This window comes from Klebsiella aerogenes KCTC 2190 (assembly GCF_000215745.1).
Taxonomy (GTDB): Bacteria; Pseudomonadota; Gammaproteobacteria; order Enterobacterales; family Enterobacteriaceae; genus Klebsiella; species Klebsiella aerogenes.
This window is the reverse complement of record NC_015663.1, coordinates 5074520-5089023: the sequence shown is the minus strand read 5'-3', so window position 1 is coordinate 5089023 and position 14504 is coordinate 5074520. Positions and strand designations below refer to the sequence as shown.

13 protein-coding genes are annotated in these 14504 nt (G+C 57.6%); 10 read left to right on the top strand and 3 right to left on the bottom strand.

The window, feature by feature from the left end; all coding sequences use genetic code 11:
• Positions 1-3: 3 nt before the first annotated feature.
• On the bottom strand, positions 4-909 hold the full coding sequence (locus EAE_RS24115) for a LysR substrate-binding domain-containing protein (protein WP_015706106.1): 906 nt from the start codon (positions 907-909) through the stop codon (positions 4-6).
• Between the two features lie 127 nt (positions 910-1036).
• Here EAE_RS24115 and mhbT point away from each other — a divergent pair, with 127 nt between their 5' ends.
• The 9 genes from mhbT to EAE_RS24070 all read left to right on the top strand — a co-directional run bounded on the left by mhbT (position 1037) and on the right by EAE_RS24070 (position 11479).
• The gene (gene mhbT / locus EAE_RS24110; RefSeq protein WP_015365720.1) at positions 1037-2395 is read left to right on the top strand and encodes a 3-hydroxybenzoate transporter MhbT; all 1359 of its coding nucleotides are present in this window, start codon (positions 1037-1039) and stop codon (positions 2393-2395) included.
• Between the two features lie 11 nt (positions 2396-2406).
• A complete protein-coding gene (gene gtdA / locus EAE_RS24105; RefSeq protein WP_015706105.1) occupies positions 2407-3444 on the top strand; it encodes a gentisate 1,2-dioxygenase in 1038 nt (345 codons plus the stop codon).
• Between the two features lie 17 nt (positions 3445-3461).
• Positions 3462-4163, top strand: a complete 702-nt coding sequence (locus EAE_RS24100; RefSeq protein WP_015365722.1) for a fumarylacetoacetate hydrolase family protein — start codon at positions 3462-3464, stop codon at positions 4161-4163.
• An 8-nt stretch (positions 4164-4171) separates the two neighbouring features.
• Positions 4172-4816, top strand: a complete 645-nt coding sequence (gene maiA / locus EAE_RS24095) for a maleylacetoacetate isomerase (protein WP_015706104.1) — start codon at positions 4172-4174, stop codon at positions 4814-4816.
• Between the two features lie 12 nt (positions 4817-4828).
• Positions 4829-6022 carry a 3-hydroxybenzoate 6-monooxygenase gene (locus tag EAE_RS24090; RefSeq protein WP_015706103.1) on the top strand — a complete coding sequence of 398 codons (1194 nt, stop codon included), beginning with the start codon at positions 4829-4831 and terminating at the stop codon, positions 6020-6022.
• Positions 6023-6096: 74 nt separating this feature from the next.
• Positions 6097-7029, top strand: a complete 933-nt coding sequence (gene dusC, locus EAE_RS24085) for a tRNA dihydrouridine(16) synthase DusC (RefSeq protein ID WP_015706102.1) — start codon at positions 6097-6099, stop codon at positions 7027-7029.
• Positions 7030-7239: 210 nt separating this feature from the next.
• A complete protein-coding gene (bglG, locus tag EAE_RS24080; RefSeq protein ID WP_015365726.1) occupies positions 7240-8073 on the top strand; it encodes a transcriptional antiterminator BglG in 834 nt (277 codons plus the stop codon).
• A gap of 28 nt (positions 8074-8101) precedes the next feature.
• Positions 8102-10069: a PTS beta-glucoside transporter subunit IIABC gene (gene bglF, locus EAE_RS24075; protein ID WP_164926762.1), complete on the top strand. Its 1968-nt coding sequence runs from the start codon at positions 8102-8104 to the stop codon at positions 10067-10069.
• A 15-nt stretch (positions 10070-10084) separates the two neighbouring features.
• Entirely contained in the window at positions 10085-11479 is a 1395-nt protein-coding gene (locus EAE_RS24070) for a glycoside hydrolase family 1 protein (protein WP_015706100.1), read from the top strand.
• Between the two features lie 38 nt (positions 11480-11517).
• Here EAE_RS24070 and EAE_RS24065 read toward each other — a convergent pair whose 3' ends face one another.
• On the bottom strand, positions 11518-12252 hold the full coding sequence (locus EAE_RS24065) for a class I SAM-dependent methyltransferase (RefSeq protein WP_015706099.1): 735 nt from the start codon (positions 12250-12252) through the stop codon (positions 11518-11520).
• Positions 12253-12376: 124 nt separating this feature from the next.
• Here EAE_RS24065 and mdtQ point away from each other — a divergent pair, with 124 nt between their 5' ends.
• Positions 12377-13816 carry a multidrug resistance outer membrane protein MdtQ gene (gene mdtQ / locus EAE_RS24060; protein ID WP_047079275.1) on the top strand — a complete coding sequence of 480 codons (1440 nt, stop codon included), beginning with the start codon at positions 12377-12379 and terminating at the stop codon, positions 13814-13816.
• A gap of 27 nt (positions 13817-13843) precedes the next feature.
• Here the strand turns inward: mdtQ and EAE_RS24055 are convergent, their stop codons facing one another.
• Positions 13844-14437 carry a DedA family protein gene (locus EAE_RS24055; RefSeq protein ID WP_015706097.1) on the bottom strand — a complete coding sequence of 198 codons (594 nt, stop codon included), beginning with the start codon at positions 14435-14437 and terminating at the stop codon, positions 13844-13846.
• Between the last annotated feature and the right edge of the window lie 67 nt (positions 14438-14504).

Here is a 14504-nt window from a genome sequence, read left to right as displayed (position 1 = left end):
GCCTTATTCTGCGAGGTAGTGCAGAAAACGAGTGAGCGCCAGCGATGGTACTTCGCTTTTGCGCCAGAACACCCCAACGCTACCTTTTTGTTCAATACGCGGCAAATTCAGAATCGTCAGCTGCCGATGTTCGGCGTAATGCTGCGCCAGCCGCAAAGAAAGAATAGAGATCATATCGCTGCTTTGCAGCAAATTGCTGGTGACATTCATCGAGGCTGACTCGATAGTATTCTCCGGCAGCATGACGCCGTTATCGACCAGCGCGTTATCAATGCTCTGACGAATGGGCGTGCCAGTAGGCCAGACTATCCAGCGCCAGGCGGCAAGATCCGCCCAGCTCAGACGCGGCATGCTAGCCAGCGGATGGTCGGGACGGGCGACGAAGCACACCGGTTCGGTATAGAGCACACGATAGTTGAGCGGCAGTTCCAGCGCGCGGCCACCAACACGTCCGACGACCACATCGACCACGCCGGAGAGCAGGTCGTGCAGCAGCGGGGTCATCACTTTTTCTTCGATATTCAGATGCAGGGTCGGCATCTCTTTAAGCAGGGAGAGGATCGCCTGCGCCACGCAGTCTGTCGCCACGGGAGAGCAGCCGATCATCAGGCTGCCGACCAGTCCACCTTGCTTAAAGCGCTCGATCTCGTACTGCGAGCGCGACATATCGTTGATTAGCCGCTGGGCGTGCTGAAGCAGCAGTTTGCCGCCTTCCGAAGGGCGCAGGCCCTTACTGTGGCGCTCAAAGAGCGGCATGCCGACTTCTTCTTCAAATTGCGTCAGCCACTTAGAGAGCGCGGGCTGGGTAATATTCATCATTTTCGCGACCTGCGTGAGATTGCCTTGCTCACCCAGCGCCACCAGCATTTTCAAATGCTGCAGCTTCAACTTTTGCGTCCAGTTCGCCATCAGCCGATAACCTCCAGGTTATGTCTATGCCCGAAAAGCCATTGTACATTTCATCGCCATGGTTACAAAATCGCAACATAAAAGAAATAAATACAACATCTACCCTGACCTGCACTGAGGCATCATTATGGCTCAACGACGTGAACTACAGACGTTACTTAACGCAGCGCCGGTTGGCGCCCTGCAGTGGCGTGTGATTATCTGCTGTTTTCTGGTGGTGATGCTTGATGGATTTGACACCGCCGCCATTGGCTTTATCGCTCCCGATATCCGCGTTCATTGGCAATTGAGCGCCAGCGACCTCGCGCCGCTGTTTGGCGCCGGACTATTGGGATTGACCGCCGGGGCGCTGCTCTGCGGCCCGCTTTCCGACCGTTTCGGTCGTAAACGGGTGATTGAGTTTTGCGTGGCGCTGTTTGGCCTGTTTAGTCTGCTCTCCGCATTCTCGACGAATCTAGAGATGCTGGTTTTTCTGCGTTTCCTCACCGGTCTGGGATTAGGCGGGGCGATGCCCAACACCATCACCATGACTTCGGAATATCTGCCCGCCCGCCGCCGCGGCGCGTTAGTTACCCTGATGTTCTGCGGCTTCACGCTCGGTTCGGCGCTGGGCGGCGTGGTGAGCGCCCAACTGGTGGCGCATATCGGCTGGCACGGCATTCTGGCCTTAGGCGGGATCCTGCCGCTGCTGCTGGCCGTCGCGCTGCTGTGGGCGCTGCCGGAATCGCCGCGCTGGCAGGTTCGTCGCGGGCTGCCGCAGGCGACCATCGCCAGAACCGTCAGCGCTATCACCGGCGAGCGCTATCCCGAGACCCATTTCTGGCTCGACGAACCGGCAGCCGGGCCGAAAGGCAGTATTAGCCAGCTGTTTGCCGGCCGACAACTGGCGATCACCTTAATGCTCTGGGTGGTGTTCTTTATGAGCCTGCTGATTATCTATTTGCTCTCCAGCTGGATGCCGACGCTGCTTAACCATCGTGGTATCGATTTACAGCACGCTTCGTGGGTGACCGCCGCGTTTCAGGTGGGCGGCACGCTCGGCGCACTGTTGCTCGGCATCCTGATGGACCGTTTCAATCCCTTCTTTGTACTGGCGCTAAGTTATTGCCTGGGCGCGTTGTGCATCGTGATGATCGGTTTAAGCGAAAACGGATTGTGGCTGATGGCGCTGGCGATTTTCGGCACTGGAATTGGCGTGAGTGGTTCGCAGGTGGGCCTGAATGCGCTGACCGCCACCCTTTACCCAACCCAGAGCCGCGCGACCGGGGTCAGCTGGTCCAACGCCATCGGCCGCTGCGGCGCCATCGTTGGTTCGCTCTCCGGCGGCATGATGATGGCGATGAATTTCTCTTTCGACACGCTGTTTTACGTTATAGCGGTACCGGCGGCGATCGGCGCGGTGATGCTCATCATGCTGATGCTGGCGGTTCGCCGTCCTGGATCTGTACCCGACGCGCTGCCCTCTGCGGGTGTCGCGAATAAATAAGGAGAACAATAATGACCCTATCTACTCCGCAATCGAACCGCGAACGCCAGCAGTTCTACCAGCATATTGCCGGGCAGAATCTGACCCCGCTGTGGGAATCCTTGCACTACCTGGTCCCGCAAACACCGAATGCCAACTGCGCCCCGGCGTACTGGAACTATCAGGAAATTCGCCCGCTGCTGCTGGAAAGCGGGCAGTTAATCGGCGCTAAAGAGGCGGTGCGTCGGGTACTGGTGCTGGAGAACCCGCAGCTGCGCGGCCAGTCGTCCATTACCGCGTCGCTGTATGCCGGCCTGCAGCTCATCATGCCGGGCGAGGTGGCGCCGAGCCACCGTCACAATCAGTCGGCGCTGCGCTTTATCGTGGAAGGCCACGGCGCGTTCACCGCCGTCGACGGCGAGCGCACGCCAATGCGCCCCGGCGATTTTATTCTGACTCCGCAGTGGCGCTGGCACGATCACGGCAATCCTGGCGATGAACCGGTGGTCTGGCTCGATGGTCTCGATTTACCGCTGGTCAACTATCTCGGCTGCGGATTTGCTGAAGATTATCCGCAGGAGCAGCAGCCGGTGACGCGTAAAGAGGGCGATTACCTGCCGCGCTATGCTGCCAATATGCTGCCGCTGCGCCATCAGGTGGGAAATTCCTCGCCGATTTTTAACTACCGCTACGACCGTAGCCGCGAGGCGCTGCACGACCTGACCCATCTTGGCGAGGCTGACGAATGGGACGGCTACAAGATGCGCTACGTCAACCCGGTCACCGGCGGCTATCCGATGCCCTCAATGGGCGCTTTCCTGCAACTGTTGCCGAAAGGGTTCCGGTCGCGGGTGGCGAAAACCACCGATAGCACCATCTACCACGTAGTAGAAGGTAGCGGCCAGGTGACGATTGGCGAACAAACCTTTGCATTCCAGGCGAAAGACATCTTCGTGGCGCCAACCTGGCACGGCGTATCGTTCAACGCCAGCGAAGAGTGCGTGTTATTCAGCTTCTCGGACCGTCCGGTACAGGAGGCCTTAGGCCTGTTCCGCGAAGCGCGTTATTAATAAGAAGGAAAACCATCATGACTCAATACGTTTTTGCTCCCCAGGCGCCGATTAGTATCCCGGTTGTTGGCAGCGATGAGCAGTTCCCGGTACGCCGCGTTTACTGCGTTGGCCGTAACTATGCCGCCCACGCTCGTGAAATGGGCTTCGATCCGGATCGCGAACCACCTTTCTTCTTTTGTAAACCGGCGGATGCGGTTGTGCCGGTGGCGGCTGGCGAAACGCTGGATCTGCCGTATCCGGCGCAGACCGACAACTATCACTACGAGATTGAGCTGGTGGTCGCCATCGGCAAGGCGGGACGCGACATCCCGCTGGAGCAGGCGCAGGAATATATCTGGGGCTATGCCACCGGACTCGATATGACCCGCCGCGACCGCCAGATGGAGATGCGCCAGATGGGGCGCCCGTGGGAGATAGGTAAAGCGTTCGATCTTTCCGCTCCTGTCGCGCCGCTGCATAAAGCCGCCGAGGCGCGCGAGGTGAATCAGGCCGGAATCTGGCTGCAGGTGAATGGTGAAGATCATCAGCGTAGCGATATACGCCACCTCATCTGGTCGGTAAATGAAACCATCAGCTATCTCTCGGGCTTTTTTGAACTACAGCCCGGCGATCTGATTTTCACCGGCACGCCGGAGGGCGTCGGCGCGGTGGTGAAGGGTGATGTGATTACCGGTAACGTAGACGGACTGACGCCTATCGCCGTGCGCGTGGTGTGAGGTGAACAATGAAGCTGTACAGTTTTTTTAATAGCTCTGCCTCATATCGGGTGCGCATCGCGCTGGCCCTCAAGGGCATCGATTATCAGAGCGTTGGGGTGAATATCCGCATCGGGGCGCAGAATGCGCTGGAGTACCGGCGGCTAAATCCGGTTGGGCTGGTGCCGACGCTTATCACCGATGACGGTGAATCGCTGGGTCAGTCGCTGGCGATTGTTGACTGGCTTGACCGCCACTACCCACAAATGCCGCTGCTGCCGCAGGAAGATCCCGCGCGGATGCGGGTGCTGGAGATGGTCTACGCCATCGCCTGCGATATTCATCCGATTAATAACATGCGGGTCTTGCGCTACCTTAGCGATGAGTTGAAGGTCAGCGAAGCGGACAAAAAACGCTGGTACGCCCACTGGATCCAGCAGGGACTGAGCGCGCTGGAGCAACTGCTGCGACAATCGAAATCCGGCGCTTTCTGCGTCGGCGATAGACCAACGCTCGCCGACTGTTGTCTGGTGCCGCAATGGGCCAACGCGCAGCGGATGGGGTGTGATTTGAGCCATTATCCGCGCTGCCAGGCGGTTTACGACGCCTGTACCCGGCTACCGGCGTTTATCGCCGCCGCGCCGGAAAATCAACAAGACAAAATTCCGGCCTAGGGAGGAGGGAAAATGGCGAAAGTGACGCGAGCAATTATCGTTGGCGGCGGCATTGGCGGCGCGGCGACGGCGCTCTCTCTGGCGCGCCAGGGGATCAAAGTGATGCTGCTGGAAAAGGCGCATGAAATCGGTGAAATCGGCGCCGGTATTCAGCTGGGGCCGAATGCGTTTTCAGCACTGGATAGCCTCGGCGTCGGCGAAGTGGCGCGCCAGCGCGCGGTGTTTACTGACCATATCACGATGATGGATGCGGTGAATGGGGAAGAGGTAGTGCGTATCGAGACCGGGCAGGCCTTCCGTGACCATTTCGGCGGCCCGTATGCGGTGATCCATCGGGTGGACATTCACGCCACCGTCTGGGAAGCCGCGCTGACCCATCCCGGCGTGGAATACCGGACTTCAACTCAGGTGGTGGATATCCGCCAGACCGCCGATGACGTGACGGTCTTTGATGACAAAGGTAACAGCTGGACCGCCGATATTCTGCTGGGCTGCGACGGCGTGAAGTCAGTGGTGCGCCAGAGTCTGCTCGGCGATGCGCCGCGGGTCACCGGCCACGTGGTGTACCGCGCGGTGATCGAGGCGGCCGACATGCCGGAAGACCTGCGTATTAACGCGCCGGTACTGTGGGCCGGGCCGCATTGTCATTTGGTGCATTATCCGCTGCGCGGCGGCAAACAGTACAACCTTGTGGTCACCTTCCATAGCCGCGAAAGCGAAGAGTGGGGCGTGCGCGACGGTAGTAAAGAAGAGGTGCTCTCTTACTTTAAAGGGATTCATCCGCGCCCGCGGCAGATGCTCGACAAGCCGACTTCCTGGCGCCGCTGGTCCACCGCCGACCGCGAGCCGGTTGCAAAGTGGGGCAACGATCGCATTACCCTGGTTGGGGATGCCGCCCATCCGGTAGCGCAATATATGGCGCAGGGCGCCTGCATGGCGCTGGAGGATGCGGTAACGATAGGCAAAGCGCTGCAGCAGTGCGACGGCGACGCCGCTCGCGCCTTCACGCTATACGAGTCGGTGCGTATTCCGCGTACCGCGCGAATTGTCTGGTCAACCCGTGAAATGGGGCGGATTTATCACGCGGCGGGGGTCGAACGTCAGGTACGTAATCTTCTCTGGAAGGGCAAAACGCAGGATGAATTTTACCGCGGTATCGAGTGGCTTTACGGCTGGAAAGAGGATAACTGCCTCGAACCACGCTAAGGTCTGGTATTGAGGTCTTTCAACCGACGCACAGAGGCGCTACCATAGCGCCTCTTTTTTTTCCGGGTAACGATATGCGTGTATTACTGGCGCCAATGGAAGGCGTGCTCGATTCGCTGGTGCGCGAGCTGCTGACCGAGGTTAACGATTACGATCTGTGCATCACCGAATTTCTGCGCGTGGTGGACCAACTGCTGCCGGTTAAATCGTTCTATAGACTGTGCCCGGAACTGCACCATCAAAGCCGTACTCCGTCCGGCACCCGCGTGCGCGTGCAATTGTTGGGGCAATACCCGCAATGGCTGGCGGAAAACGCCGCCCGCGCGGTGGAGCTTGGCTCTTGGGGCGTGGATTTAAACTGCGGCTGTCCATCGAAACTGGTGAACGGCAGCGGCGGCGGTGCGACGTTATTGAAAGATCCCGAGCTTATCTATCGCGGGGCGAAAGCCATGCGCGAAGCGGTTCCCGATCACCTGCCGGTGACGGTGAAAGTTCGCCTCGGCTGGGACAGCGGCGAACGGCGCTTTGAAATCGCCGACGCGGTACAGCAGGCGGGCGCCAGCGAGCTGGTGGTGCATGGCCGCACGAAAGAGGATGGTTACAAAGCTGAACGTATCAACTGGCAGGCCATCGGAGAAATCCGCCAGCGCCTGACTATTCCGGTGGTTGCTAACGGCGAAATCTGGGACTGGCAAAGCGCGCAGGAGTGCATGGCCGCTACCGGCTGTGATTCAGTGATGATTGGCCGCGGCGCGCTCAACGTGCCGAATCTCAGCCGGGTAATTAAATACAACGAACCGCGCATGCCGTGGCCGCAGGTGGTTGAGTTACTCAAAAAATATACCCAGCTGGAAAAGCAGGGGGATACCGGTTTATATCACGTGGCGCGCATTAAGCAGTGGCTGGGCTATTTACGCAAAGAATATAGTGAAGCGCTTGGCCTCTTTAATGAAATTCGCACCTTGCAAACCTCAGCAGAGATAGCGAACGCCATTGCACGTTATTAGATAAGGCGGTGTTATTCCGTACGCACTTTATTAATTAGCACTCATCCTTGCACGATGCGACGCGAGCTGTATCACGTTTTTATTCCTTCGCGCTTGAGTCGCCACAAGAAGTTGATACAGTGCAATAGTTGGATTGCTACTGCTTCGGCAGGCGAAACCTGATTACCTGGCATTTGTCGGGGGTCAGGTTTTTTTGTTTCTGGGGTTCATATGCTAATCGCCAAAGTACTTAATAATAACGTGGTGGTAGTGGTCAACGAGCAGCAGCGCGAACAGGTGGTGATGGGGCGAGGGCTGGCCTTTCAAAAGCGCGTGGGCGACTCGTTGGACGAAAGTAAAATTGAAAAAGTCTTCGCCTTACAAAGCGATGAACTGGTTGGCCGCTTAGGCGAATTACTCAGTCAGATACCGTTAGAAGTGATGACCACCTGCGATCGTATCATCGACCTGGCCCGCGGGCGGTTGGGAAAGTTACAGGAAAGTTTGTACATCACATTAACTGACCACTGTCACTTTGCCATCGAGCGGCAGAAAAACGGCGTCGCGATTCGCAACGTGCTGCTATGGGAGATTAAACGGCTGTATCCGAAGGAGTTCGAACTGGGTCAGGAGGCGAGGGCCATCATCGCCCGCCGGCTGGGCGTCGAGCTTGCCGAGGATGAAGCCGGGTTTATCGCTTTGCATCTGGTGACGGCGCAGCTCAACAGCGAAATGCCGGAAGTGATGCACGTGACGCGGGTGATGCAGGAGATCCTGCAACTGGTGAAGTATCAGCTGCAGCTTAACTATGACGAAGAGTCGCTCAGCTACCAGCGCTTTGTGACCCACCTGAAGTTTTTCGCCCAGCGCATGTTAACGCGAACGGTAGTGCAGGATGACGACGTCACGCTGCACAGCGCGGTGAAAGATAACTACGCCAAAGCGTGGAAGTGCGCGGAAACGGTGGCGAAGCACTTGCAAAAGAATTATCAACGGGCGCTGACCACCGAAGAGATTATGTTTCTTGCCATTCATATTGAACGGGTAAGAAAAGAGGGGCGTTAATTCCCCCACAAAACTGGATTGTTACTGCATGATGCAGGCAAAACCTGAGCGCGACGCCAACCGGCGTGGTTCTCGGGTTTTTTTATTTTTACTACTCAGTCGCCGGTTGTCTGCGGGCAGCGGCAGTAAGGAAAAGAGCATGGAATATAAAGCACTCGCGCAGGATATTCTTCACCGCGTCGGCGGCAAAGAGAATATTGTGAGTCTGGTTCACTGCGCGACACGTCTGCGTTTCAAATTGAAGGATAATGCGAAGGCCGATGCCGAAGGGCTGAAGGCGAACCCCGGTGTGATCATGGTGGTAGAAAGCGGCGGCCAGTTTCAGGTGGTCATCGGTAACCATGTTCACGATGTCTGGCTGGCAGTGCGCCAGCAGGCGGGGTTAAGCGACGACAGCGAACCGGTGCCGCAGGAGAAAGCGGCGAAAAGCTCGGTATTAAGTCAACTCATCGACATCATCTCCGGCATCTTTACCCCTTTTATTGGCGTGATGGCGGCGACGGGTCTGCTGAAAGGTCTGCTGGCGCTGGCGCTAACCTGCGGATGGCTCACGCCGCAGCAGGGGACCTATAAAATCTGGTTTGCCGCCAGCGATGCGCTGTTCTTTTTCTTCCCGCTGTTTCTTGGCTACACCGCCGGCAAAAAGTTTGGCGGCAACCCGTTTATCTCAATGGTGATCGGCGGGGCATTAACCCACCCGCTGATGATTCAGGCCTTTGAAGCCAGTCAGACGGGGGCGCCCGTGGAGCACTTCCTCGGTATACCGGTGACCTATATCAATTATAGCTCCTCGGTGATCCCGATTATCCTCGCCTCCTGGGTCTGCTGCTGGCTGGAACGGAAGAGTAACGCGGTGCTGCCGTCCGCGATGAAGAACTTTTTTACTCCGGCAATCTGCCTGGCGGTGGTAGTGCCGCTGACCTTTCTGGTGATAGGCCCGCTGGCGACCTGGCTGAGCCACATGATTGCCAATGGCTATCAGGTTATCTACGTTTTTGCCCCATGGCTGGCAGGCGCAGTGCTGGGCGCGCTATGGCAGGTATGCGTTATTTTCGGCCTGCACTGGGGGCTGATACCGTTGATGATCAATAACATGACCGTGTTGGGGCATGATTCTATGCTGCCAATTATTCTGCCGGCGGTGATAGCCCAGGTGGGCGCCGTGCTGGGGATACTGCTGGCCACGCGCGATTCGCGTCAGCGGATGCTGGCCGGTTCCGCGTTTTCCGCCGGGCTGTTTGGCATCACGGAGCCTGCCATTTATGGCCTGACGCTGCCGTTACGTCGCCCGTTTATCTTCGGGTGTATCGCCGGCGCGATTGGCGGCGCGATCACCGCCTTCAGTAATAGCTACGCCTATTCCTTTGGGGTGCCGAACATTTTCTTTCCGGCGCAGATGATCCCGCCCGGCGGTATTGATTTTAGCGTGTGGGGCGGATTAATCGGCACCGGGGTGGCTTTCATTCTCGCCTGCGTATTGACCTTCTTCGCCGGCTTACCGCGCAGCCAGGCGGAAGGCGCCGTCGTCGTCGCGCCTGCGGCGGAAAACGATATTCTGGCGCCGATGTCCGGCAGCGTGCTGGCCCTCGACCAAGTGCCGGATAGCACCTTCGCCAGCGGACTGCTGGGTAAAGGCGTGGCCATTATTCCGGCGGTGGGCAAGGTCATTGCCCCGTTTTCTGGCGAGGTCGCCTCGCTGTTTCAGACTAAACACGCCATCGGCCTGCTGAGCGACAGCGGCATTGAGTTACTGATCCATGTCGGCATTGATACCGTCAAACTCGACGGCGTACCGTTTACCGCCCATGTCAAAGAGGGGGATAAAGTTCAGGCCGGCGATTTGCTGCTGGAGTTCGACCGTCAGGCTATTCTGGACGCCGGTTACGACCTGGCGACCCCGATTATTATCAGCAACAGCGATGAATACCGTAGCGTTGAGATTGTATCCACGAGCGTCGTGGATGCCGGCCAGCCGCTGTTGTCCGTCAGCCATTAATTACAGGAGAGAGCGATGAAAACATTCCCACAGGGCTTTTTATGGGGCGGCGCCACCGCGGCAAATCAGGTCGAAGGGGCGTATCTGGAAGATGGCAAAGGTTTATCCACCTCCGACGTGCAGCCGCAGGGGGTATTCGGCGACGTCGTGGAGCGCGTTGCGGGCGACAGCGGTATTAAAGATGTGGCGATCGATTTTTACCATCGTTACCCGCAGGATATCGCGCTGTTCGCTGAGATGGGCTTCAACTGTCTGCGGGTATCGATCGCCTGGACGCGTATCTTCCCGAACGGTGATGACGCCGAGCCGAACGAAGCCGGGCTGGCCTTCTACGACAAGCTGTTTGCCGAGATGGCCGCGCATAATATCACTCCGCTGGTGACGCTATCGCACTATGAGATGCCGTGGGCGCTGGTAAAAAACTATGGCGGCTGGGGCAGTCGCAAGGTGATTGGCTTTTTCGAACGCTACGCCAAAACGGTATTCAGCCGCTATAAAAATCAGGTCAAACTGTGGCTCACCTTTAACGAAATTAATATGTCGCTACATGCGCCAATGACCGGCGTCGGGCTGCGGGCCGGTAGCAGTAAAGGCGAAGTCTATCAGGCTATCCACCACCAACTGGTGGCCAGCGCGCTGGCGGTCAAAGCCTGTCATGAACTGGTACCGCAAGGGAAAATTGGCAATATGCTGCTCGGCGGGTTGATGTATCCGCTGAGCTGCAAGCCGGAAGATGTCTTTGAAACGCTGCAGCAAAACCGCAGCTGGCAGTTCTTCGGCGATGTGCAGTGCCGTGGTGCCTATCCGGGATACATGCAGCGCTATTTCCGCGAAAACGATATTACGCTGACCATCACCGACGGCGACCGGGAAGCGCTGAAAGAGACCGTCGATTTTATCTCCTTTAGCTACTATATGACCGGCTGCGTCACCGCCGATGAAGCGCTGAACCAGCAGGCGCGCGGTAACATTCTCAGCATGGTGCCGAATCCGCATCTGGCAAGCTCGGAGTGGGGCTGGCAGATAGACCCGCTGGGGCTGCGTACCCTGTTGAACGTACTGTGGGACCGCTATCAGAAGCCGTTGTTTATCGTTGAAAATGGTCTGGGGGCGAAAGATAAAATCGAAGCCGACGGCAGCATCAACGATGACTATCGCATCAGCTATCTCAACGATCATCTGGTGCAGGCGCGCGAAGCCATTGCTGACGGCGTTGAACTGATGGGCTTTACCAGTTGGGGGCCAATCGATCTGGTTAGCGCGTCGAAGGCCGAGATGTCCAAGCGCTACGGTTTTATCTATGTCGATCGTGACGATCGCGGGCAGGGGACGCTTGAACGGCGTAAGAAGAAAAGCTTCGCCTGGTATCAGGCGGTGATTGCCAGTAACGGCGGTAGCCTGCAGGAATAAGCTGTTCGGCGGCCCGGTTGCTCCGGGCCGCATGCCGTTTAAGCCGGTTTACCGGCGCGCAGTAAAAAGATCATCGGACGCTCTTTCTCTTCCTCCAGCGCCGGTTGGGCGGCGATTTGCTCGGCGCTCGGGCCCCACTCATCAAGCTGCTCCAGCACAAAACCGGCGGCGATGAGCGCGTTAATCCAGCTTGAGAGTTTGCGATGCTGTTTAATCACCCCCTCGGCAAACCAGTTGCTGATACGTTCGCCTTCCTGCTGATAGTGGCTGACCGGCCAGCGTTTCTGCCCCTGTTCATCTACCTGCCAGCCCTGCTGCAGCGGCGCGGTATAGATGGGATGTTCGGCGGAGAAGACCAGCGTACCGCCGGGAACCAGCGCCTGATAGAGCGTGGCGAACAGCGGCGCGATATCCGGCAGATAGTGCAGCGCCAGCGAACTGTAGACCAGATCGCAGCTATCGGCGGGCAGCGTCAGGGTTTGCAGGTCGGCGCAGCGATATTCGATAGTTTCGCCGGTGGTCATCTCCCGCGCCCGCTCCAGCATCCGGCTGGAGAGATCGAAACCGATTATCTGTTTTGCCCCCTGTTGCTGCGCCCAGCGGCAAAACCAGCCGTATCCGCAGCCGAGATCGACTACTCGCAGGCCGTCTAGCTGTGGCAGCAGGCGCTGAATTGCCGGCCACTCCGGCGCGCCGTCAAGCCCCTTCACCGAACGATCAAGGGTGGCGTAACCGGCAAAGAAACCGGGATCGTCATAAATGTTCTGACTCATTGCAACTCCAATAATAACTTTGTTTATTTTTAGCTGACTCATTGTCAATGCACACGCTTTACTTAACGAACGTCATTCAATTAATTTATGATGACCAACCTTTATAAGTAACCCGACCTGAAGAATGAACCTTACACTGAGCAAAAGCGTGCTGGCGGCACTGCCACTGGCCATCGCGCTGGCTGGCTGCGCGCCATCCCATGACATTGGCGGCCCTTTAAAGCAGCAAACCCCGGCATCTCATGTTTCGATGGATCTTCCCGCCGCCGTAAAAAATGGCTGGCCGCACACCGACTGGTGGAAAGACTACCACGATGCCCAGCTGGATAATCTGATTCAGCGCGCGTTAGCCAATGCCCCGGACATGCAAATTGCCGCGCAGCGCATCAAACTGGCCGAAGCGCAGGCGCGAATGTCGCAGGCGAATCTTGGTCCGGAGATGGATTTCTCCGCCGATATCGAACGGCAGAAAATGTCCGCGGAAGGCCTGATGGGACCGTTCGCTACCGATACCGACGGCAACACCGGGCCCTGGTACACCAATGGTACCTTTGGCCTGACTGCCGGTTGGGATCTGGATCTGTGGGGGAAAAACCGTGCGTTGGTGAAAGCGCGTATCGGCGAAGTGAAAGCCCAGGTCGCCGAGCAGGCGCAGACCCGCGAGCTGCTGGCCAGCAGCGTGGCGCGCCTGTACTGGCAGTGGCAGACCGAAGCAGCGGTGAAAACGGTGCTGCAGCAGGTCAAAAGCGAACAGAATAATATTGTTAGCGTCGATACCGCGCTCTATCAGCGTGGCATCACCAACTCTGCCGAAGGGGCGGAGAACGACATTAACGTCAGCAAAACCGATCAGCAGCTGGCCGACGTGGCGGGTAATATGAAAGAGATTGAAGCGCGGCTGATGGCGTTAACCAACAGCCAGAGCCAGTCGCTCAATCTGCGAGCGGCGCCGCTGCCCGCAGTCAGCGCGCAAATGCCGAGCGAACTGGGCTATGAACTGCTGGCCCGCCGTCCGGATCTGCAGGAAGCCCACTGGTATATTGAATCCTCGCTAAGCGAAGTTGATGCGGCGAAAGCGGCGTTTTATCCGGATATCAACCTGATGGCGTTCCTGCAACAGGATGCGCTGCATTTAAGCGATCTGTTCCGCCATTCGGCGCAGCAGATGGGCGTCACCGCCGGGCTGACGCTGCCTATCTTTGATAGCGGCAGGTTGAACGCCAATCTCGACATCGCCAGCGCGCAGAACGGCCTGTCGATCGCTAAATACAACAAAGCCGTGGTCGATGCGGTGAACCAGGTAGCGAAAACCGCAAGCCAGGTAGAGACGCTGATGGAGAAAAACCAGCAGCAGCAGCAGGTGGAGAAAGACGCGCAGCGGGTGGTCAATCTCGCTCAGGCGCGGATGAACGCCGGTATCTTACCCGGCTCCCGGGTAAGCATGGCGAAGCTGCCTGCGCTACAGGAGCGAATTACCGCGCTGCGTCTGCACGGCCAGTGGCTGGACGCCAGCATTCAGCTGACTTCCGCGCTGGGCGGCGGTTATCACCAGACGACGAAATAACGGCATCAATAGCGGCGCGCAGCGCCGCTATTGATTATTATCCTCTGTATCTTCCTCTTTTCTTTTCGCTTCCCGGCGTTTCAGCCACAGATGAACCCCGACTACCAGCGCCACCACGAGGATCAGCCAGATCCAGTGTTTAACGTGTTGATCGAGATGGTGCAGCCACGGGCCGATCGCCTCGCCGCCAAGGTAGCCAAGGGTAGTAAAAATCAGCGCCCAAACGATGGCGCCAAAAATATTCAGCGGTAGAAATATTTTTGGCGGCAAGCGGCTGGCGCCGATCAAGACCGGGCCGATAACCCGAAAGCCGTACATAAAGCGGGTGCCGATAACGAACAGATAGGGATGGCGCTGAATCAGGCGCTGCGCTTTACGGATGCGCGCCTTCTGCCGCGAGAAGCGGCGCAGTAGTTTACCGCCGAACTGGCGCCCGAGGAAATACAACAGCTGATCGCCGATCATGCCGCCTAAGGCCACGGCGATGACCACCAAAGGAAACTTCAATAGACCCTGATGTGCCGCCACGCCGCCAAGGATGGTGATGGTTTCACCTTCTGCGATGCTGCCAATAACCAGCGCCGCGTAGCCGTATTGGGAAATCAGGTGATTGATATCCATATAAACATAAACTCCTACTATTACCAGTCCGTTAATCATACACCCTGATGATTAAAACGCGCTGAAG